The organism is Pseudomonas sp. KH_024_B2 (assembly GCF_057839965.1).
Genome location: NZ_CM174502.1, coordinates 879,976 through 901,722, shown reverse-complemented (window position 1 = coordinate 901,722; position 21,747 = coordinate 879,976). Strand labels below are relative to the sequence as shown.

The following is a 21,747-nucleotide window of genomic DNA, read 5'->3' as shown; positions in this document are numbered from 1 at the left end:
CATGACGCATGGAAACCACAACCGAAAAACACCGGTCGAACCGACTTGCCAGTAGATCGCCGCTCGATACCGCGATCATCCTGCTGGTGATCGGCACGACACTGCTGATTATCTGGCTTTCATTCACCAACCGCTCTTCCTGGTCAGCACATTGGCCAAGCTACAGTGACATGGTGTCGAACCTTTCCGAGCCGAGTGCCTGGCTGCGTTGGGTGCTGGGAGACATCAGCGAGGTTGCCTTCTACAAACACGAGTTCGCCTCTATCGGGCTGCTGGCTGGGGCCTATCTGGCCTACTGGGCGAATCGAACGGGGAAGTCCTGGCAAGGTTTTGCCATTTCCTACGGCACTGGATTATGGCCGTGGCTGGTTACCAGCTCGTTGCTTGGGCTGTTGCTGAGTAACCTGCTGTGGGGCTGGACGGTCACGGCCACAAGTTGGCAACCCACGTTTGCGGCATTTGTTTCATTGCCGGCGGCGATGGTGCTGATGTTTGGAGGTGGCTGGAAGGTCACGATCAACGGAGCAATCATGGGCGCCGTGCTCGTCACCCCGATGTGTTTGCTGATCGTCAACTACGTATGCAATCCACTAGGCTTGCCTGCCGTGATCGGCAATGTCTCGGGCATGGCTGTCGCCAGCGTCATTGCCTTTCTGCTCTGTCGTTACCTGCCGAGCCTGGTGAAGCCCGACCTATCCGACCTATCCGAGAAGCCATCCGACTCTTCGGCCGCAGCTGCCGTAACAAAGACACCTGACTACGGAGTTTTCTGGAGCCTGCGCCGAGTTTTGGCAGACTTTTCGGAAGCGCCGTTCTTTGGCAATGAACTGGCCAGCCTTGGCCTGTTACTGGGGGCGGTGTTGGCCTACACCTTGAACCCCATGAGTCCGGTATACGGCTCGGGTTTGCTGCCACAACTGATCGGCGCACAGGCTTTGACCTCAGCTTTAGGGGTGGTGATCTGGCGTCGACAATGGATGTTGCGCGGCTGGTATCCCACCTACATTCCGCTCGTGTCAGTCGTGCCAGCAGCGATTCTGACGTATGGCGGCAGTTGGCAGGTCATAGGCTCAAGCGCACTGCTAGGCGCACTTATGGCGCCACCCTTGGCGTGTGCGATTGCCAAAAGGTTGCCGGCCGACATGCATTCCTACATCGGGAATGTCCTGTCCATGGCCATCAGCACCTTGCTGATTGTTCCGCTTATCGGACTCCTGATAACCAACTGATTCATAAGCCGCACTTCTCCCATTCGGCTGTATCAAGGTCCCGCCACCGAAGACCGGGTACAGCCACTTTTTTATCGCAATGAATCGAGCGAGGTATGACATGAACCTGCCCAAACTGGCCATCGCGGCTCTCGGCGGCACCGTGAGCATGCAAGCCAGGAATGCCGGTGAAGGCGTTATCCCGACAGTCAGCGGCGAAACCCTGCTGGCCTCGGTACCGGAACTGACGACACTGGCCCGTGTGACCGTTGAAACACTCGGGCTACTCCCAAGTGCCTCACTGGATTTCGAGTTTTTGTTGAGTGTCCTTTCCTGGGCGAAATATCAGGTTGAGCAAGGCGCTATTGGTGTTGTCATCACCCAGGGCACCGACACCCTCGAAGAAACAGCAATATTTTTCGATTACTTGTGGAACCACGACGAACCTCTGGTCCTGACCGGCGCTATGCGTTCGGCAGCTGAAGTGGGGGCCGATGGCCCGGCGAATCTGCTGGATGCCTGCCGAGTCGCTCTGTCTGAAAACAGCTGTCAGCGAGGCGTTCAGGTGGTAATGAACCGCCAGATTCACCCCGCGTGCAGCGTCCGTAAAACCGACTCATTGGCGTTGCAGGCGTTTTCCTCCCCGGTTTTTGGTCCCGCGGGCCTGCTCGTGGAAGGAACCGTCCGCTATCTACGCCAGCCGGCCCACCGAATGCTTTTACCCTTACCACACCAGACAACCCAGAAGATTGCCCTGCTGGAAGCGTCTCTTTCTGCGGACACCTTGTTATTGGAGAACATCCTCAAGCTGGGATACGACGGACTGGTGATCGCTGGTTTCGGCGCAGGACACGTATCAGAAAGCTGGGCTGACGCTGTCGAAAAAATCGCAGGAAAAATCCCGGTCATCATTGCGACCCGGACCGGTTCAGGCTCCACCGCTCAGTCCTCCTATGGTTTTATTGGCAGCGAGATGGATCTGATCCGCAAAGGTGCATCGATGGCGGGATTTCTCTGTCCGCGCAAAGCCAGAATCCTGCTCTGGATGCTCATCGGCTGCCAGCGACAAAATGAGCTAGCGTGCTATCTCAAAGATGACAGCAGGTATCGAAATTGACATACAAAAAAGGGCCTGCATTTGCAGACCCTTTTTTATTTTCCGAAATATCCTACGGCTTGTGCGCCCGCGACAGGAATTCGTGGGACTGCATTTCCAGCAAACGGCTGAGGGTGCGCTGGAACTCGAAGTTCAGGCGACCGCCGGTGTAGAGGTCTTTGAGTTCGACTTCAGCGGAAATGATCAGCTTGACGTTACGGTCGTAGAACTCGTCGACCATGTTGATGAAACGGCGGGCAATGTCGTCGGTGGTGACGGTCATTTGCTCGACGTCGCTGAGCAACACGGCGTGGAAGATCTTGCCCAGCTCGATGTAATCGTTCTGGCTGCGTGGGCCGTCGCAGAGTTCGCGGAAGTCGAACCAGGCCACGTCTTCGCAGGTGCGCAAGGCACGGATTTCGCGGTTTTCGATCATCAGCACATCGTTTTCGACAGCCAGAGTGCAGTCCGGTGTCAGCGCCTGGAAGCTCTTGCGCAGGCTTTCGTTGGCCGCGGCGTCCAGTGGGAAGTGGAACAGTTCGGCCTGCTCGAGGTGCCGCAGACGATAATCGACGCCGCTGTCGACGTTGACGATGTCGGTGTTCTGCTTGATCAGGGCGATCGCCGGCAGGAAGCGCGCACGTTGCAGACCGTCTTTGTACAGGCCGTCTGGAACGATGTTCGAGGTCGCGACCAGAGTCACGCCATTCTTGAACAGTTCTTCCATCAGCGTGCCGAGGATCATCGCGTCGGTGATGTCGGAAACGAAGAATTCATCGAAACAGATCACCCGCGCTTCGTCGGAGAAGCGTTTGGCGATGATGGTCAGCGGGTTTTTCTCGCCGGGCAGGGTCTTCATCTCTTCGTGCACACGCTTCATGAAGCGGTGGAAGTGAGTCCGGACCTTTTCCTTGAACGGCAGCGCTTCGAAGAAGGTATCGACCAGATAGGTCTTGCCGCGGCCAACGCCACCCCAGAAGTACAGGCCCTTGACCGGCGCCTGATCTTTCTGGCCAAACAGTTTGCCGAACAGGCCCGGCTTGCTGCGAGAGGCCGCGACCAGATCGTCGTACAGGCGCTGCAAATGACGCACCGCAGTTTCCTGGGCGGCGTCATGAAAGAATTCCGGGCGTTTCAGATCAGCTTGATATCGTTCTAGGGGCGTCATAATTCGTTAGCAAGGCAACAAAAACGGGCCGTCACTGTAGCGACGGCCCTTGGGAATGGCAATCAACCCTTGGTCGGGGCAGATGCGCGATTAGTCCTGCGCAGGTGTCAGAGCAACCCGCAAGGCGTCGATGGCGGCATCACGCGCAGCGCTGTCAGCGAAGGCCGGACTGTCTGCCACGCACTCGCCTTCCAGCCAGACACTGAAGCTCAGGTCCTCGCTGCGCAGGTCCAGTTCCTGACCCGCTTGCAGTTGCTTGGTCACCGCGCCAGCGGTTTTACCGTCGGCAAAGTTGCGCGACAGCAGCAATTGCTCGCCGTCAGCCGCCAGCAGACGGAAGCGGAAGCTGCCGTCGTCTTCACGGAAGCTGACGAAACGTGCAGCTTTCGCAGCTTTCTTCTTGATGCTCGTAGCGACTTGCGTCTGACTGACGAAAGACCGCAGGCCGACCGCTTCACGCAACTCGTGGAGGAAGGGTGATGCGATGGCGCGGGCTTTTTTCGCACCGATCTGGAGGATGTCTTCCAGATCCGCCGGACGTTCAATCAGCTGGTAATAACGCTCGCGGGATTCGCCAAGCTCGTTGTCCAGCAGCTGGAACAGACGATTTTTGGCTTCACCCCAACCCAGGCCCTGCAACAACTCGCTACGGAATTCGTCGGCCTGAGCCGGTGTGGCGAAGGCCTGGAACAGGGTGAACAGGTGCGAGTTGTCCGGGTCTTTGGCTTCGCCGGGGGCGCGGGAATCGGTGACGATCCGCGAGATGGCGTCTTTCATTTCCTTGGCGCTGCTGAACAACGGGATGGTGTTGTCGTAGCTTTTGGACATCTTCCGGCCGTCGAGACCTGGCAGCGTGGCCACGCCCTCTTCAATCACTGCTTCGGGCATGGTGAAGAATTCTTTGCCCTGGCCGAACAGGTGGTTGAAGCGCTGGCCGATGTCGCGGGCCATTTCCACGTGCTGGATCTGATCGCGACCCACCGGCACCTTGTGGGCGTTGAACATCAGAATGTCCGCGGCCATCAGCACCGGGTAGCTGTACAAGCCCATGGTGATGCCGGCATCCGGGTCTTCGCCGGTTTCGACGTTCTTGTCCACCGAGGCCTTGTAGGCGTGGGCGCGGTTGAGCAAGCCCTTGGCCGCAACGCAGGTCAGCAGCCAGGTCAGCTCAGGGATTTCCGGGATGTCGGACTGACGATAGAAGGTCACCCGATCCACATCCAGACCACCGGCCAGCCAGGTCGCGGCGATTTCCAGACGCGAGCGCTGAATGCGCAGCGGGTCATCGCATTTGATCAGGGCGTGGTAGTCGGCCAGGAAATAGAACGAATCGGCATTGCTGTCACGGCTGGCGACGATCGCCGGACGGATGGCCCCGGCATAGTTGCCCAGGTGCGGCGTGCCGGTGGTGGTGATGCCGGTAAGGATACGCGTACGAGTAGTCATGGGTAATCGCTTGTCAGACTGCAATCAATTCGAAAGGCGCGGCAGTATCAGATCTTTGAGGTCCGTCAGCTTGCCATGAAAAAAGTGTCCGCATTCTGCCACTTTCAGCAGCTCATGGGGGCGATCGAGGGCGTCGGACCAATCGTAAACGAGCTGCGGATCGATGACTTCGTCGGTTTCCGGCTGGATCAGGGTCAATGTGCCTTGTTGCGGCAGTTGATCCTGATCGCCCAAGCGCATGACGGCAGGCGCGACCATGAACAGATGCTTGAGCTGTTCGCCCTGGGCCTCCAGACGTCCGCCGAGACTTGCTGCAACAAAACCGCCGAAGGAGAAACCGAACAGGGTCAAAGGTATTTCAGGATGTTTGGCCCGCAGCCACTCGGCCACCGCCTGGGCATCGTCGACTTCGCCGGTGCCCATGTCGTGCGTGCCTTCACTGGCGCCGACGCCACGGTAGTTGAAACGCAAGGTAATAAAACCGGCATCCCGCGCGGTGCGCTGCAAGGTCGAGACGACCTTGTTGAGCATGGTGCCGCCCTGCACCGGGTTCGGATGGCAGATCAGCGCCAGGCCGCGGGGCTGGTCGTTGTCCAGCCCCTTGTTATCCAGATACAGGGCTTCCAGTTGACCAACCGGGCCATCAATCACTACAGGGGTTTCGCGCATAAGCAAGGAAGGAACTCCGTGACCTCGAATCGGGTCGACTCGTCTAGCCAATTGTCTGTGCCAATCTATTGCGAGTGAATCGCGGTATACAGCGCAGGTTCGAGCCGTTAACGTAAAGCAAAGCCGTTTATAGAGGAAGGACTCGTGGAACACTCGCTCTTAGTTTGGTTGTTGCCGACTCTTGCCCTGGTTGCCGGTGTCGCTATTGGATTCCTGGTCGCTCGCCTGCTGCCGAATGCCGCGCCTAACCGCACGCAACGTCAGCTGGATGATATTCAGGAACGTTTTGACAGTTATCAGAACGAAGTGGTCACCCACTTCAACAGCACCGCAGCTTTGGTACAGAAACTCACTCAGAGCTATCAGGATGTGCAAGATCATCTCGCCGAGGGCGCCAATCGTCTGGCCCTGGACGAACTGACTCGCCAACGCCTGCTGGCCGCTCTGCACGCCGACTCGGCACAAGCACCACGGGAACGCCTGACGCCACCGCGCAGTCAGGAAGCGCCGAAAGATTACGCACCAAAAATGCCGAATGCTCCCGGCATGCTCGATGAGCATTACGGCCTGAAGAAATAATCAGGATTCAAGCGTAAAAAAGCCCGCCCGATCTGCTGAAGATCGGGCGGGCTTTTTTGTACCTGGCCGGGCTTATTGCTGGTATTGCTGGCCTTGCTCCTGATACTGCTGACCAGGAATCGGCTTGAGGTTGACCTCTACCCGCCGGTTCTGCGCGCGGCCGTTAACGTCGGCGTTGCTGGCGATCGGATTATCCGGGCCGGCACCGCGAGCCGACAGGTTGGCACCGCTGACGCCCTGGGAGGTCAGGTAGGTCGCTACGCTTTGGGCGCGACGCTGGGACAGGTCCATGTTGTGCTGACGGCCGCCGGTGCTGTCGGTGTAGCCGACGATTTCAATCTGGTTCTGGTTGAACTCCTTGAGGGAGCCCGCCAGGTTGTTCAGCGGTTGATAGAAGCCCGGAGCGATATTCGCCGAATCCGTTGCGAAGGTGATGTTACCCGGCATGATCAGTTTGATCTGATCGCCCTGGCGCTGCACTTCGACTCCGGTATTGGCCATGCTCGCACGCAGTTTCTTTTCCTGCTGATCTGCGTAGTAACCATAACCGGCGGCAGAAGCACCGACCACTGCGGCGCCTATCAGCGCGCCCTTGCCACGGTTGTCGTGGCTGATGGCAGCACCGGCCAGCGCACCGGCCAGGGCCCCCAGACCACCATATTTAGCGGTCTTGCTCATGCCCGTGGAGCCCGTGGAGCTGTCGGCCTGCCCCTGGTTGTCATACGGGCTGGGCGAAGCACAGCCGGACAACATAGCCACAGCAGTAGCGACAATAATCAAACGACGCGAGGTGAACATGGAGAGCTCCTGGTTTTTTGCATTCTGTGGTGCAGCGGACGTTGGCAATAGACCTTTGCTGGCGTTTGAACACGACAAACGGCAAAAATTCCGTGAGTCCGTCTACGCCAGAAAATCAGGCTCGCACAAAAGGGTTTTCACGCATCTCATCGCCCAGCCGGGTATCGGGACCATGCCCGGTGACCACGGTTGCATCTTCGTCGAGGGTATACAGACGCTGCTTGATCGAGCGCACGATGGTTGCCTGATCACCGCCCCATAAATCCGTACGCCCCACCCCGCGACGAAATAGCGTGTCACCGGCTATCAGCAGCTTAGCCTCAGAAAACCAAAAGCTCATGGAGCCTGGTGTGTGACCGGGTGTGTGCAGCGCAACGCCGCAACCACAGGCCAGCTCTTCATCATCCGCCAACCAGCGATCCGGCGACGGAACAGGCGTGTAAGGCACGCCGAACATGCTGCATTGCATCTCCAGATTGTCCCAGAGGAATTGATCCTCTTTATGCAGATGCAGCGTTGCGCCGGTTTTTTCCTTCAATTGGCCGGACGCGAGAAAGTGATCGAGATGAGCATGGGTGTGGATGATGCTCACCACCTTCAAACCCAACGCCTCGAGCCGCGCCAGGATCAACTCATGATTGCCACCCGGATCGACGACGATGGCCTTTTTAGTGATCGGATCGCCGATGATCGTGCAGTTGCACTGCAAAGGGCCGACAGGGAAGGTTTCGCGGATAAGGGCGGGGTGCTGGGACATCGGGAGCGTGCTCGGAAATCAGTGATGGGGCGATTCTGGCACAAAAGCTGAGTTGTCTGATCCAGAGTCTTCGCGGGCAAGGTTATGTGCCCCACCGCAAAACCGTGGGAGCGTGGCTTGCCCGCGAAGACGGCCGAGCAGTCAGCGTGCGAGTTCCAACCTGCCATCGTCTTCCAATGTCAGCAGGTATTTTTTGGCTTCAAGCCCACCTGCAAATCCTGTGAGAGCACCCGATGCACCGATGACACGATGGCAAGGCGCGATAATCGAGATCGGGTTCTTTCCATTGGCAGCGCCAACTGCTCGAACGGCCTTTGGGTTGCCGATTTGCACCGCAATATCGCTGTAACTGCGGGTTTCTCCGAACGGGATAGTCAGCAGCGCCGCCCAGACTTTTCGTTGAAACCCGGTCCCGACAAAGTCGAGTTCAAGTTCGAAACCGTTTCTTTCTCCCGCGAAGTACTCATTCAGTTGCCGTTCTGTTTCGACCAGAACAGGACAATTGTTTTCCTCCTGCATCGGGCCAAGCCGTACTCGATCGGGTTTATCGTTCTCCCACAAAATGGCGGTGAGCCTTGATGCCTTGGCGACAAGGGTTAATTTACCGACCGGTGAGTTCATCATTTTGTATGCATATGGCATGTGCTGACTCCTTGATCCGCCAGGGCTTTAGACGTCGCTTGGTTAGGGGCGCCTGCACTGTAGATCCGAATTCAAACGCAAAAACCACGTTTCTTGCGTTTGAATTTTTGATGGTTATCAGACACCGGCGAGGGGCTTGAAATCAGTGATGGGGCGATTTCAGCCCAGCACCCCCAACTCCTTCGCCCGCGCCACCGCCTGGGTCCGGCGCTCGACGCCGAGTTTGCTGTTGATATGGCTGGCGTGGGTTTTTACGGTGTGCAGGGAGATGAACAGCTGATCGCTGATTTCCTGGTTCGAGCAGCCTTGAGCGATCAATTGCAGGACCGCCAATTCGCGGGCGCTGAGGTTTTCGGTGTGATGCTGCGGTTCGACCGACTCCCGGACCGGGGCTACGGCTGCTGGTAAACGCTCAAGCAGGCTCTGGCGCAGCTCGGGCTGCGAACAGGACTGAAGTTGCTCTCGCAGCCAGTCGGGATGGTTGCCAAGCATCCACTCGAAAGGTTGCAGTACGCCTCCCCCTGCCGCTTCAAACGCTTGGGCCAAGGCTTGTCGCGCCTCAGGTTCGCGCCCGTTACCAAGTAGCAAGGCGACCTTCTGATTCAACGCCATCACGCAGAGCATCTGCCGACCGGTTTGCTGCCCATGCTCGATCAGTTTATTCAACCGTTGCTCGGCAACCGCGGGCTGCCCCTGGATCACGTCCAGCAACGCCTGCTGCAGTTCGATATGCAACGGCAGTTGCGGATGGAACTCCGGAGGTGCTGCCGCCTGTTTGCCGTTATAGGTCTGTCCTAACCGCGCCAGCCAGGCTTCAGCCAGATCGGTACGGCCCTGAGCCAGCCACAGTTCGCATTTGACCAGCGTAATCATCGCCAGGTAGTAGATCGGCGGTACGTCCCAGATATGCATCAGCCGCTCGGCCTCGGCCAGTTCGGCAAAGGCTTTGGCAAATTGGCCGCCGTCCCCCTCAAGCCTCGCGATCGAGCAATGGCCGATCAGCACACTGATATCCCGACAGGCGCGCGCTTCGCCCAATCCCGCCTGCAATCGAGCGAGCCCGGCTTCGGGCTGCAGGCGCAGCGTCAGTAAAAAACCTTCATATAGGGTCAAGCGCGCGCGAATCGCGTACAGCCGCAGGACAGACAAACCCTGCAAACGTTGCAGCCCCTGGCGCACCTCATCGAGCGCGCGGAGGATTTCTCCCCGGGCTTGCAGCACCCGCGCCCGATCGTAATGGGCCAAAGCTTCGAACAATGGGTTGCCGACCCGCTGCGCCAGCTCCAGCGACTCACGATTCAAGCCTCGGGCGCGCCACAGGTCCGCATCGGCAATCGCCAGATTGGAGAGGGTCGACAGACACATCAAGCGTTGCCCGTAACGCTTGTGCGGCAGGCTCTCCAAGGCTTCGGTGCAATACAACCGGGTCAACTCGCGATTGCCACGACCACGGGCAATGATCCCGCTCAATGCCAGCCATTGCGCCAGCATGGATTTCTGCGCGGTCGCCGAGGGTGCTGGCAGGAAGCGACTCAAATGACTGGCCAGCTCTTCGGCCGCATCCAGCTGACAAGCCAGCCCCAGCGCCCAGCTGTAGAGCACGATCAACCGCGGCGTGCTGATCAGCAGGCTGTCGGGCAGGTCCATTTTCCAGCGCAGCAGCATGCCGACGTTTTGTTCGGCCAGCAGTTGCTCTTCAGAAAGGTTCTGTACCAGATTCGCCGCAACATCCAGGTGTCCGGCACGCAATGCCTGCTCCACCGCTTCATCGAGCAAACCCTGAGCGTTGAACCAGCGGCAGGCCCGCAGGTGCAGGCTGGCCGCCGGCAACACCGCATTGGCCGTAGGGCGGGTGCGTAGCAGGTCGGAAAACAGGTGGTGATAACGATACCAATGACCCTGTTCATCCAGGGGCACGAGAAAAACCTGATGGGCCTGCAAATACCGGAGAATTTCAGCGCTGTCATGGGCTTCGCGCACGGCGTCGCACAACTCGCTGCAAAAGCGCTCCTGGGGCGCGGTGTCATACAGGAATGACTGCACCTCGGCGGGCAGGCAATCGATGACTTCTTCGAGCAGGTAGTCGCGAATCAATCCTTCGCCGCCATGCAACGCCTGAGGCAGTGCACCGTCATGGCCCGCTTCGCAAGTCGCAAGCAGCCAGAAACGCAGCCCGGCGACCCAGCCTTCACTGCGCTGGATCAGGCTTTCCAAGGCTTCACCGCGCAACGAACTGCTGTGCCGGTCGAGCAAGGCCAGCGATTCGTCATGGGTCAGGCGCAGGTCCTGCTCATTCAATTCAAGCAATTGTCGGGACAGCCGCAAACGCGCCAGGTGCCAGTCGGGACGCTGACGACTGGTGACCAGCACCAGCAAGCCATCGGGCAGGTGATTGAGGAAAAATTGCAGGCAGCGATCGAGCACCGGCCCCTGGGCCAGATGGTAGTCATCCAGCACCAGCAATAACGGATTGCCTGGTGAAAGGTGGTCGGCCAGCTCATCCAGCAAACCATCCAGCCATTCTTCGAAAGCGAACGGTTGATGCCGCTGACGCATTTTCAACAAGCCGAGGGCCTGCCGGCCAATTTTCGGGAAATATTGTTGTAGACCATCGAGCAGGCGCTCGAGGAAGCGACCGGGGTCATTATCGCGAGGACTCAAGCCCAACCAGAGGCTGTGCCAGTGAGCAGGCAGACTCTGACAAAACTCCACCGCCAAAGAGCTTTTACCGAAACCTGCCGGAGCGCTGACCAACAGCAAGCGCCCGCTCAAGCCGGCACTCAAGCGCTCGCACAAGCGAGGCCGCAGCACATAGCCGTCGGGCAAGGGTGGACGATAAAAACGCCCTTCCAGTGCTGGAACAGCAACGTCGGAAGGCCCTTGTGTACGGGACAGGTCAGTCATAGCCAACTCTTGTTGAAGTGCTGTTGTCGGCATTGCAGATGTCCGCAGACTAGCGGTAAAAGGCCTTGTGTTGAAGGTTATTACTACAATTCGATACAAAAAGAATACAACCAGAATTGTCAGCGTCGGTTTGACGTCTCCTGCCTTTCTCTGCCCAAAAGAAAACGCCCCGAACCAGTCGGGGCGTTCAGAGGGTGCGGCCTCTGTTTTACAACTTTTTAGCGAACACCTTCCTGACGCAGTGCAGCAGGGGTGAAATCACTGGTGGTCGAGGTGAAGCCGAAGTCATACGCCTGTTTCTCTTCGTTCTTCATGCCCAGTGCCAGGTAGCGGCCGGACTGCAGGTCGTAGAGGGTTTCCAGGGTGTACCACGGCACCTGAACGTTGTAGTAGTTCTGGGCGTGAGCTTCAGCCACACGCCAGAGTTGATTGCGACCGTCGTAGTGATCGATCACCGCTGCTTGCCAGGTGTCTTCGTCGATGTAGAAGTCACGCTTGGCGTAGATGTGACGCTGACCTTCCTTCAAGGTAGCCACCACATGCCAGACCCGACGCAACTCGTAACGAGCCAGGTCCTGGTTGATGTGACCGGCCTTGATGATGTCGGCGTACTTGAGCTGCGGCGAGTCGAGCTTGTAGCTGTCGGAGGCGATGTACATCTCCTTCTTGCCTTCAAGTTTCCAGTCGTAACGATCCGGAGCGCCGTTGTACATGTCGAGGTTGTCGGAGGTGCGCAGGCCGTCAGCCGCAGTACCCGGACCGTCATAAGAGACTTGCGGAGCCCGACGAACGCGACGCTGACCGGCGTTGTAGACCCACGCCGAACGCGGTTCCTTCACCTGATCGAGGGTTTCGTGCACCAGTAGCACACCACCGGCCAGACGTGCCGGCGCGGTCACTTTCTGCTTGAAGTAGAACAGGATGTTGCCCGGGTTCGCCGGATCGTAGTCCTTCATCTTGTCGCGGAACACGAACTGATCCTGGAAGTACACCAGGCTGTACGAGCCGTTTGGCTGTGGCGTGGCCTGGGTCACCAGACGGGTCACGCTGCCGCCGCGATAGCGGGTGATGTGGTTCCAGATAACCTCGACGCCGGTTTTTGGAATCGGGAAAGGCACTGCAGTCTCGAAGTTTTCCAGACCGTTGCCGCCGGAGACCAGATTGGTAGTGGTGGCGTTCTTCTTGATGGAGGTGAACACCGCATCCGGCACGGTGGCACCGCGATGGGACGGGTAAACCGGCATCTTGAAGGTTTCCGGGTAGCGCTTGAACATCGCGTACTGCCCTGGAGCCAGCTTCTCCTTGTACTGATCGACGTTCTGCGCCGTGATGGTGAACAGCGGTTTTTCACTGGCATAAGGGTCGGACAGGAAGCCTTTGCCGTCGACGTTGCCGGCATTCGTGGCCACTGGTTTCCAGGCCGGAATCGAGCCGTCGGCATTGCCTGCCATTTCTGCGCCCATAGGCGTCAGGCTTTTGCCCAGCTTGTCCGCTTCAGCCGCAGGAACTGCTGCCATGACGCTGCTCGCCAGCATCGACAGCCCAAGGACTCCGACGTGCAACAGACTCTTGGTTATTTTCATATTCTTGTTCGTCCTGAAAATGCAGTGCTTAGAAGTTCACGCCGAAACTGAGCGCAACGAAGTCGCGGTCATCTACGGTGGTGTACTTGCCGTCAAAGAAGTTGGTGTAAGCCAGGCTTGTGGTATAGGTGTTCTGGTATTCGGCATCGACACCCAGGCTCACCGCTTTGCGACCTTCTTCGAAGTTGCCGCCAGGACCAGGGGAATAACCACTGACGTCATGGGACCAGGCCACGTTCGGCTTCAGATTCACACCGGCGAATACGTCGTTGTATTCCCAGATCGCACGACCGCGATAACCCCAAGAGGCCGAGGTGGTGAAACCGTCATCGTTGCAATTGCGGCTGCGGTTGTTGGTGGCTGTACCCGCCCCGGCACCGTTGATGGTGCTGGTGTTGAGGATCTGCGAGCAAGTATTGAGGGTGCCTGTGGCGGGCAACTCGCCCGGACCGTAGACCGGATCACGGCCATAACGCACGTCGGAAGTGCTTTCCAGGCCACCGACATAGGTCAGACCTACTTCGCCTACCAGGGTCAGACGGCTGGCGCCCATGACCTGGTCGAAGAAGTGCGTGAAGGTGGTCTGCAGTTGGGTGATTTCCTTGCGACGATAGCCATGCAGGTCCTGCCCTGGTACGCCAGTGAGTAGCGAAGCGTTGGTCAAGGCCCCGCCCAGTGGGCGCACACCGGAAAACAGGATATCGGTGGAGTTGAGCTGAACCGGCGCATTCGGACGATAGCTGATCTCGCCTTGCCACGCGGTACCGGTAGGCAAGGTGGTGGAGAAGCTCAGACCATAGAGACGAATGTCTTCCGGATACTCGACAAAGTACTCGGAGCTACCTGCGACAATCAATGGTGCCAGGGAACGGAGCGCAGCCGGCAGCCTGGCCGCTCGGGCATAAGCCGATGCTGGCGCACCTGTGGCACTGAAGATCGGCGCACGGCTGTGGTAATTCATGAAATACGCGCCGAACTCGGTGTCCAGCGGTTCATAGTTGTATTTGAAAGACACGCCCCACTGCCCGCTATCACGCGCATCCCGATCAGGGCCACGGCGTACCAGGACACCTTCGTTATTGATGTCTACACCGTTAGCCGCCAGTGCTGGCAATGCCGCCGCAGGAATGGTGGAACGCTTGTTCAGTACCCGCAGGTTGTCGGTGCAACCATCGGCAATGATGTCCGGCTGAGAGAAGAAGGTGCCGCAGTTATCGACGACCGTCTGGTCCCATTCCAACTGGTAGAAGGCTTCGGTCGACAGGTTCTCGGTCAGGCTTTGCGAGACGTAGAACATGTTGACCGGAATCAGGCCCTCCTTGACCTCGGCGCCTGGACGACGGAATGCGGAAGCGTCGATCGGGTTGATCGAGTTGATGCCGCCGCCGATGAAAGTACTTTCACCCCAGCTCACTACCTGCTTGCCCAGACGGACCGAGCCCGGCTCATCGCCAATCGAGTAGTTGTGGTAGACGAACGCATCGAGAATCTGCCCGCCGGAGGACTTGGCGCCCTCTTTGCGGTTTTCGTCACTGATGTCCTTGAATAGACGATGTTCGTCTTTGAGTTCGAAGTCGTACCAGTACTTGCCCCGGACGAAGACACCGGTATCGCCGTATTTCAATTCAAGGTCATGGATGCCCTTGAAGATCTTCGAAAAGGTTTCGCCGCTTTTGAAGTTCGCGTGGCCATCGTCGGAGGTCTGGGACAGGCCGTGGCCGCCGTTGTTGACACCGATCAGGTTCTTGTTGGGGCTCTGAGTAGACCAACTGGCACCCACCGACAGGGACGAGTCGAACTGACCTTCGATTTCACCGATGTTGAAACTGACGCCGAATGCGGGCCCGGCGAGCGTAGAGGCGAGACTGACCGCCAGGGGCAGTTTCGCCCGGCGCCAGAACTGGTTTACTGATGTCATCGACGCTACTCCATGTGCTTTATTGTTATGGCAGTGAGCACTTCTAAAAACGCTCTGAGTGACAGGGAGCCAGGTTGTCCCAAGGCCAGTCAGAGTTGCATCGCCGTGTTCTATGCGTTTGCCCCGTTCTTAAAAATCCTTGAGCGGACTATAGCCAGCAGGTAGTACTGCTTGATCCCTCTAAAGTGTGATTTGCAACCCCGACCACTCTGGAACAGTCCTTTCGCCAGATCGGCAGATGCCGGCACGGCAAGGATGGCTGAAAATTTCGATTTGACAAGCCAAGCGCTTGCTTGGTGGGCTTGCCGTGCCCTTTCGGACACGGCAAAGGACGCTTAAAGCGTCGAAAGGAAGGTGCTGTTGTTGGCCTGCCATTCGGTGACGTCGACGCGGATGCGTTTCTTGTCGAGCTTGCCGACACTGGTCTTGGGAATTTCAGTAACAAGCGCGATCTGACTGGGGATCGCCCACTTGCTCAGGTGCCCCAGTTCAACGAATGGCTTGAGATGCTCCTTGAGCTCCCTGGCCCCGATCACCTGCCCTTCGCGCACTACCAACAGCGCAAACGGCCGCTCGCCCCATTGCGGATCCGGGATACCGACCACTGCTACTTCGCGTACCGCCGGATGGCGGCTGATCAGATCTTCCAGCGCCAGCGACGAAATCCATTCACCACCGGTCTTGATCACGTCCTTGATCCGGTCACGGATATCGATCACGCCCATGCTGTCCAGGGTGGCCACGTCACCGGTGTGCAACCAGCCGCCGGCCCAGAGCTCCGCGCCCTTCTGCGGCTCACGGAAATACCCCTCGGTCAGCCACGGCGCACGCAATACCAACTCGCCCTGAGACTCGCCGTCAGCCGGCAGGAAGTTGCCGTTATCGTCGACAATCGCCGCCTCTACCAATGGCCCGGGCACACCGGCCTTGATTCGATAAGTGGTGCGTTCGTCTTCAGTACCGGCCATCAGCTCATCATTGAGGTGAGCGCAGGAGACCAGCGGGCCGGTCTCCGACATGCCGTAAGCGGCGGTCAGTTGAATGCCTTTGGCCTTGGACGCTTCGTACAGCGTGCGGTTGAGGGCGCTGCCACCGATGACTATTTTCCAGCCGCCGAAGTCCGTGCTCTGAGCCGCTTTGGAATTGAGCAGCATCTGCAGGATGGTCGGCACGCAGTGGGAGAAGGTGACCTTCTCCTTGCGCCACAACTCCACCAGATACTCCGGGTCGTAGCGACCGGGATAGACCTGCTTGAGCCCGAGCATGGTCGCTACATACGGCAAGCCCCAGGCATGCACGTGGAACATCGGCGTGATCGGCATGTACACATCGCTGGTGCCCAACAGCCGCACACTGTCGATGCTGCCCATGATCGTCGACACGCCCATGGTGTGCAGCACCAGTTGCCGATGGGTGAAATACACCCCTTTTGGATTACCCGTGGTGCCGGTGGTATAGAAGGTGGTCGCGACCGAGTTCTCGTCGAAGTCTTCGAAGTCGTACTGCGGGCTGGCAGCGGCCAGCAGTTGCTCATACTCGCCAACCAGGTTCGGCAGATCAGCGGTTTTTTCCGCCGCGTCGGTCAGCAGCAGGGTTTTCTCGACCGTGGTCAGGTTCCCGGCAATCGCCTGGTAGAGCCCGACGAACTCACTGTTGACCAGCACGAAGCGGTCCTCGGCGTGGTTCATGGTGTAGAGAATCTGCTCAGGCGACAAACGCACGTTGATGGTGTGGACCACCGCGCCGATCATTGGAATGGCGAACATGCACTCCAGGTAGCGATGGCTGTCCCAGTCCATCACCGCCACGGTGTCACCGGCCTTGACCCCGGCTGCCGTCAGTACGTTGGCCAGCCGCGCGACACGCTCGATGAGGGTCGGGTAGCTATAGCGCAGTTGATCGCGATAGACGATCTCACGGGTTTTCTCGTAACGGCTACCAGACATCAGCAGCCGCTTGATCAGCAGCGGGTATTGATAAGCGCCTTCGGCTGGCGGGATAACACGAGTCTGCAACATAAGAGTCCCTTTTCTGACTGCACGGTCATGGCGTTGAAAATATGCACTCTAGAACTCCTTGATGACAGCTTAATCAGCCAAAGGGATGATTTGCAGTGCCATATAAATGCTGGCTTTACGCCAGCACTCGGAACAACCTCAGATGTACGGGGCTTCATGGAGTCGCCGCTGGAGGTATGCGCGCAAAGACTTCTCTACTTCAGAGTTGCCGGGCTTGGGTAAACTGGTCGGCCACTTACCGCGCGCCAAAGCCTTTATGTCAGGTCGAGCGGTCAACCCTCTACGCTGGATCTGGCGCAGGCCCTGCTCCCACCAGACCTGTCGACAGGCTTTGACGTATGCGGTATCGACTGTACTGGCGCCATATAAAAGATCGCGCCCGACCTTTTGCAGATCCTTGTCCTGGCGACCCAAGTACAACTTGATTCGCAACCGTTGCAGCAGTGATGGAATGGGTTTACGTCTCGGAACTTCACGCTGCAGCGTCAGCAGCTCGGGCCGGTAGGACTCACCATGGCGTTCGAAAAACACTGCCTGCATGGCATGGAAGAAGTCTTTGTCGGAGAAGTAGTGATAGATGCTGCGCCTGGTCTCGGCGACTTTGCTGTCCCGCAGTGCAAATGACAGAGCAATCTGCTCGAGCGTATGCAGATCCGAAATATGTGCCGTCCACTCATCGATCAGCGCAATGGACGCCTTCATCAAAGCCCCGTCGCACGCCATCAGACCGCACACCCCACTATTGAACAGATGTTGGTCGCCGGGCACCGATTGCCCGGTGGAGCGCAGATAAGTGTCGAGCTTGACGAACTCCGGACGTGATCGCACATCAGACCAGAGGAACTCGATTTCATCGACCAGATAATGGTGCGGTGAGACACGCTCGAACAATCGCTGAGGGTCCGATTCGAACAAGGTGTCGGTATCGACAAACAGCGTCTTCTCGGCCAATTCGAGTCCTGCGGCAATGGCGCAAGCCTTGCGGCGATGGTAATAGCCGTTATCCCCTTGCCATTGGGTGAGCGTCGCCTCGCTGAGCGGCAGCACCTCGACCGGCCAACCGTCAAAATCCTCAGGTTTGTCGGTGAATACCCGAATGATCAGATCATCAGGATTCTTGCAGCGAGCGCGCGCGGTCAAAATGCTGAATTTTGCTTCTCGACGGTAAACGTCCTTGCCGCCATAAACCAGATAGAGCAGCTGCGCAGGTACTTTCTTAATCGTCATCCACTGTCCACGTTTGAGCCAATGCCTGGATACTTTTGGCGCTCAACCAGGTTGGATGAGTCACATGAGTCGGCAATTGTACGATTAAACCTCCCGTACCGGCAGCAGCTCCTTGCCAACCGCAAGCTCGGCAGCATCAATGCATTTCAGTGAACGCCAGCTTCACGCCAATGGCGATCAGCACCGCGCCCATGGTCCGGTCGAACCAGTGGCCCATCCTTGCAAAACCGGCGCGCACCCGCTGCTGACTGAACAACATGGCCACCAGGCAGAACCAAAAACCGGTCGCCGCTGCCAGATAAACTCCGTAACCCGCCTGAATCGCCAGCGGCGTGTGCGGGTTGATTACCACGGTGAACAACGACAGGAAGAACAACGTCGCCTTGGGGTTCAGGCCATTGGTCACGAAACCGGAAGTGAAGGCGCCGCGCGCCGTGCGATCGCCGGCTTCCTTGTGCAGGTCTTCTGTGGCCGGTTTCGCTGGCCGGGCGCGCAGGGCCTTGAAGCCGATGTACAGCAGATAGGCGGCCGCCAGCCATTTCAAGGCGTTGAACAGCACGATCGACTGCGACACTATCAGGCCGATACCCAGCAACGAATAACCCACGTGCAGGAAGATTGCCGTGCCGACACCCAAGGCCGTCCAGGTACCCGCGCGGCGACCGTGAGTCACGCTTTCGCGCACCACGACGGCAAAGTCCGGGCCCGGGCTGGCAACAGCGAGCAGGTGAATAAGGGCAACGGTCAAGAACTCTGTCCAGTACATGGGGGCTCCTTTGGGGTTTTGGGCTGGGAGTATCGAGCTGTTAGGCTCGCCACATTACGCCTTCAGTTAACCGCACAAAAGGTACAGTTGATGAGTAACAATCGCCGCGCCGTGTTCCTTGACCACACTTCCCTGGACCTGGGTGACCTTGACCTCAGTGCGCTGCGAAACAGCTTCAGCGATTTGCAGCTATGCGCACAAACCACCCCGGATCAGGTCATCGAACACCTGCAAGGCGCAAGCGTCGCCATCAGCAACAAGATCATGCTCAATGCCGAGACGTTGGCGGCCTGCCCCGAACTCAAGCTGATCCTGATTGCCGCCACCGGCACCAATAACGTCGACCTCGACGCCGCCCGCGCCCATGGCATTACCGTCAGCAATTGCCAGGGTTACGGCACGCCTTCCGTCGCCCAGCACACGATCATGCTGCTGCTCGCTCTGGCCACACGCCTGAGCGACTACCAGAAAGCGGTCGGTGAAGGCCGCTGGCAGCAGGCCAAACAGTTTTGCCTGCTGGATTTCCCCATCGTTGAACTGGAAGGCAAGACCCTCGGATTGCTCGGTCACGGCGAACTGGGCGGTGCCGTAGCGCGACTGGCCGAAGCCTTCGGCATGCGCGTGCTGCTCGGTCAACTGCCGGGGCGCCCTGCCCGCGCCGATCGCTTGCCGCTGGATGAGCTGCTGCCACAAATCGACGCGCTGACCCTGCACTGCCCGCTCAACGAACACACCCGCAACTTCATCGGCACCCGCGAACTGGCGCTGATGAAACCCGGCGCCTTTGTGGTCAACACCGCACGCGGCGGTTTGATCGATGAACAGGCGCTGGCCGACGCTCTGCGCAATGGTCACCTTGGTGGCGCGGCCACCGATGTGCTGAGCGTCGAGCCGCCGACTGCCGGCAATCCTCTGCTGGCTGGCGACATTCCTCGGTTGATCGTCACCCCACACAACGCCTGGGGCAGTCGCGAGGCACGGCAACGGATCGTCGGTCAGTTGACGGAAAACGCCCAGGGCTTCTTCAACGGTGCAGCGCTACGAGTTGTCAGTTGATAAACTGCGCGCCATTTTTTCAGGGAGCAGACCATGGATCCGCGCAGTGAAGTACTGCTTCGTCAGGCCGAGTTATTCCAGGGCTCGCTGCTGCTGGCCGGTTTGCCCGCCGACGACTTGCTGGGCAAATTGCCCAACGCCCATGGCTGGTGCTGGCATGCCGGCGATCAGGCCGCGCTGGATGCACGCTTTGCCGAGCGCAGCCATTTTGGCGTGAATGCACCGGCTCAAGACTTCGAGACGGCGGTGCTATTCCTGCCCAAATCCAAAGACCTGACCGACTACGTGCTGAACGCCCTGGCCTCGCGCCTGGCCGGTCGCGAGTTGTACCTGGTCGGTGAGAAACGCAGCGGTATCGAAGGCGCGGCCAAGCAACTGAACCCCTTCGGCAAACCACGCAAGCTCGACAGCGCACGGCACTGCCAGCTCTGGCAAGTCACCGTGGCCAATGCGCCGCAAGCCGTGACGCTGGAAAGCCTCGCGCAAGAGTACGAATTGCCGCTGGCCGAGGGGCCGCTGAAAGTCATCAGCCTGCCCGGTGTGTTCAGCCATGGTCGTCTGGATCGCGGCAGCGCTCTGCTGCTCGAACATCTGGACAAACTGCCCAGCGGTCACTTGCTGGACTTCGGCTGCGGCGCGGGCGTGTTGGGGGCGGTGGTCAAACGTCGTTATCCGCACAACACCGTCACGCTGCTGGACGTCGATGCGTTTGCGGCTGCCAGCAGTCGCCTGACCCTGGCCGCCAATGGTCTGGAAGCCGAGGTTCTGACCGGCGATGGCATCGACGCAGCGCCCATGGGTTTAAGCGCGATTCTGAGTAACCCGCCGTTCCATGTCGGGGTTCATACCGATTATCACGCGACGGAAAACTTGCTGCGAAAAGCAGCCAAACATCTGAAAAACGGTGGCGAACTGCGCTTGGTAGCCAACAGCTTCCTGAAGTATCAACCGCTGATCGAAGAGCACCTTGGGGCCTGTGCGATCAAGGCTGAGGGGCAAGGTTTCAGAATCTACCGGGCCAAGCGCGGGTAAACCGCTTTAACAAAAGAGGGCTTGCCCAATCGGATTTGCCTAGGCAGAATCCGCTCCGTCCTAGGGGAGTAGTCTCCCACGAGCGCCATGCTCGTCCGGCATACGTCAACATACTTGGTCCTCAGACCATGGCGTATGCGACCCAAAGTCCGCACAGACGGACCGCAGGGTTTGACAAGACCTATGACACGAACACCTTACCCGGGGCGGGAAGGCTGTACGTGTCATAGCCGTGTCGACCCGCCCCTTGGAAAAATACCTGATGCTGGATTCCCTACTCGTTCCTACCGCGATCGTTGCCTTGGCCGAAATCGGCGACAAGACGCAGCTGCTTGCCCTGATTCTCGCCGCGCGCTTTCGCAAACCCTGGCCGATCATCGCCGGGATCGTTGCTGCAACCCTGGCCAACCATGCGGCTGCAGGTGCGGTCGGCGCCTGGTTCGGCAGCTTCTTCTCGGACGCCACCCTGCACTGGATCCTCGCCGCGAGCTTTGCCGCGACGGCGCTGTGGACTTTAGTGCCAGACAAAATGGATGACGACGAAGCCAGTACCGCGCGCAAATTCGGACCGTTCCTGACCACGCTGATTGCGTTCTTCCTCGCGGAAATCGGCGACAAGACGCAAATCGCCACCGTGATGCTGGCCGCGCAATACCCTGAACTGTGGCTGGTGATCATCGGCACCACGCTCGGCATGTTGATTGCCAACGTACCGGTGGTGCTGGCGGGTAACTTCGCAGCAGACAAACTACCCCTGACCCTGATCCGTCGCCTGGCGGCGTCGGCGTTCTTCATCCTCGCTGTTGTTGCGGTGTACAAGGCGATGCAGATGAGTGGGTGGGTGTAAGCAAGAGGGCAAGTCGGCCACTAACGATGTGAT

18 protein-coding genes and 1 riboswitch are annotated in these 21,747 nt (G+C 58.6%); of the genes, 6 read left to right on the top strand and 12 right to left on the bottom strand.

Annotation, left to right across the window (positions count from 1 at the left end; all coding sequences use genetic code 11):
* The first annotated feature begins 8 nt into the window (after positions 1 to 8).
* Together AC3I0A_RS04195 and AC3I0A_RS04190 are read left to right on the top strand one after the other, a co-directional pair.
* Positions 9 to 1,229, top strand: a complete 1,221-nt coding sequence (locus AC3I0A_RS04195) for a hypothetical protein (RefSeq protein WP_489376383.1) — start codon at positions 9 to 11, stop codon at positions 1,227 to 1,229.
* Positions 1,230 to 1,329: 100 nt separating this feature from the next.
* Complete coding sequence (locus tag AC3I0A_RS04190; RefSeq protein WP_489376382.1) at positions 1,330 to 2,325, top strand: asparaginase; 996 nt, start codon at positions 1,330 to 1,332, stop codon at positions 2,323 to 2,325.
* Between the two features lie 52 nt (positions 2,326 to 2,377).
* Here AC3I0A_RS04190 and zapE read toward each other — a convergent pair whose 3' ends face one another.
* The 3 genes from zapE to AC3I0A_RS04175 form a co-directional block, all read right to left on the bottom strand.
* The gene (gene zapE, locus AC3I0A_RS04185; protein WP_489376381.1) at positions 2,378 to 3,472 is read right to left on the bottom strand and encodes a cell division protein ZapE; all 1,095 of its coding nucleotides are present in this window, start codon (positions 3,470 to 3,472) and stop codon (positions 2,378 to 2,380) included.
* A gap of 90 nt (positions 3,473 to 3,562) precedes the next feature.
* On the bottom strand, positions 3,563 to 4,918 hold the full coding sequence (locus tag AC3I0A_RS04180; RefSeq protein WP_489376380.1) for a tryptophan--tRNA ligase: 1,356 nt from the start codon (positions 4,916 to 4,918) through the stop codon (positions 3,563 to 3,565).
* Positions 4,919 to 4,942: 24 nt separating this feature from the next.
* On the bottom strand, positions 4,943 to 5,587 hold the full coding sequence (locus tag AC3I0A_RS04175; RefSeq protein ID WP_489376379.1) for an alpha/beta hydrolase: 645 nt from the start codon (positions 5,585 to 5,587) through the stop codon (positions 4,943 to 4,945).
* A 144-nt stretch (positions 5,588 to 5,731) separates the two neighbouring features.
* On the opposite strand from AC3I0A_RS04175, the gene AC3I0A_RS04170 reads away from it, so the two are divergent.
* The gene (locus AC3I0A_RS04170; RefSeq protein WP_489376378.1) at positions 5,732 to 6,166 is read left to right on the top strand and encodes a Z-ring associated ZapG family protein; all 435 of its coding nucleotides are present in this window, start codon (positions 5,732 to 5,734) and stop codon (positions 6,164 to 6,166) included.
* Positions 6,167 to 6,238: 72 nt separating this feature from the next.
* Here the strand turns inward: AC3I0A_RS04170 and AC3I0A_RS04165 are convergent, their stop codons facing one another.
* From AC3I0A_RS04165 to AC3I0A_RS04125, 9 genes are all read right to left on the bottom strand, one after another.
* Positions 6,239 to 6,964: a YiaD family glycine zipper/OmpA-like lipoprotein gene (locus tag AC3I0A_RS04165; RefSeq protein ID WP_489376377.1), complete on the bottom strand. Its 726-nt coding sequence runs from the start codon at positions 6,962 to 6,964 to the stop codon at positions 6,239 to 6,241.
* 115 nt (positions 6,965 to 7,079) lie between these two features.
* Entirely contained in the window at positions 7,080 to 7,721 is a 642-nt protein-coding gene (locus tag AC3I0A_RS04160) for an MBL fold metallo-hydrolase (protein ID WP_489376376.1), read from the bottom strand.
* 141 nt (positions 7,722 to 7,862) lie between these two features.
* Positions 7,863 to 8,363: a methylated-DNA--[protein]-cysteine S-methyltransferase gene (locus AC3I0A_RS04155; RefSeq protein ID WP_489376375.1), complete on the bottom strand. Its 501-nt coding sequence runs from the start codon at positions 8,361 to 8,363 to the stop codon at positions 7,863 to 7,865.
* A gap of 159 nt (positions 8,364 to 8,522) precedes the next feature.
* On the bottom strand, positions 8,523 to 11,267 hold the full coding sequence (locus AC3I0A_RS04150; protein WP_489376374.1) for a winged helix-turn-helix domain-containing protein: 2,745 nt from the start codon (positions 11,265 to 11,267) through the stop codon (positions 8,523 to 8,525).
* Positions 11,268 to 11,485: 218 nt separating this feature from the next.
* Positions 11,486 to 12,850, bottom strand: a complete 1,365-nt coding sequence (locus AC3I0A_RS04145) for a DUF1329 domain-containing protein (protein WP_489376373.1) — start codon at positions 12,848 to 12,850, stop codon at positions 11,486 to 11,488.
* A 28-nt stretch (positions 12,851 to 12,878) separates the two neighbouring features.
* Positions 12,879 to 14,768, bottom strand: a complete 1,890-nt coding sequence (locus AC3I0A_RS04140; protein ID WP_489376372.1) for a DUF1302 domain-containing protein — start codon at positions 14,766 to 14,768, stop codon at positions 12,879 to 12,881.
* A gap of 335 nt (positions 14,769 to 15,103) precedes the next feature.
* Positions 15,104 to 16,786: a fatty acid--CoA ligase gene (locus tag AC3I0A_RS04135; RefSeq protein WP_489376371.1), complete on the bottom strand. Its 1,683-nt coding sequence runs from the start codon at positions 16,784 to 16,786 to the stop codon at positions 15,104 to 15,106.
* A 138-nt stretch (positions 16,787 to 16,924) separates the two neighbouring features.
* Positions 16,925 to 18,013 carry a hypothetical protein gene (locus AC3I0A_RS04130; protein ID WP_489376370.1) on the bottom strand — a complete coding sequence of 363 codons (1,089 nt, stop codon included), beginning with the start codon at positions 18,011 to 18,013 and terminating at the stop codon, positions 16,925 to 16,927.
* Between the two features lie 136 nt (positions 18,014 to 18,149).
* Positions 18,150 to 18,779, bottom strand: coding sequence for a LysE family translocator (locus tag AC3I0A_RS04125; protein ID WP_489376369.1), 630 nt, complete (start codon positions 18,777 to 18,779; stop codon positions 18,150 to 18,152).
* 90 nt (positions 18,780 to 18,869) lie between these two features.
* Here AC3I0A_RS04125 and AC3I0A_RS04120 point away from each other — a divergent pair, with 90 nt between their 5' ends.
* The 3 genes from AC3I0A_RS04120 (at position 18,870) to AC3I0A_RS04110 (ending at position 21,714) form a co-directional block, all read left to right on the top strand.
* A complete protein-coding gene (locus tag AC3I0A_RS04120) occupies positions 18,870 to 19,835 on the top strand; it encodes a 2-hydroxyacid dehydrogenase (protein ID WP_489376368.1) in 966 nt (321 codons plus the stop codon).
* 33 nt (positions 19,836 to 19,868) lie between these two features.
* The gene (locus AC3I0A_RS04115) at positions 19,869 to 20,867 is read left to right on the top strand and encodes a methyltransferase (RefSeq protein WP_489376367.1); all 999 of its coding nucleotides are present in this window, start codon (positions 19,869 to 19,871) and stop codon (positions 20,865 to 20,867) included.
* Positions 20,868 to 20,917: 50 nt separating this feature from the next.
* Positions 20,918 to 21,040, top strand: a riboswitch (yybP-ykoY riboswitch).
* 89 nt (positions 21,041 to 21,129) lie between these two features.
* Positions 21,130 to 21,714 (top strand): TMEM165/GDT1 family protein, encoded by a 585-nt coding sequence (locus tag AC3I0A_RS04110; RefSeq protein WP_489376366.1) that lies wholly within the window; start codon positions 21,130 to 21,132, stop codon positions 21,712 to 21,714.
* Positions 21,715 to 21,747: the final 33 nt, after the last annotated feature.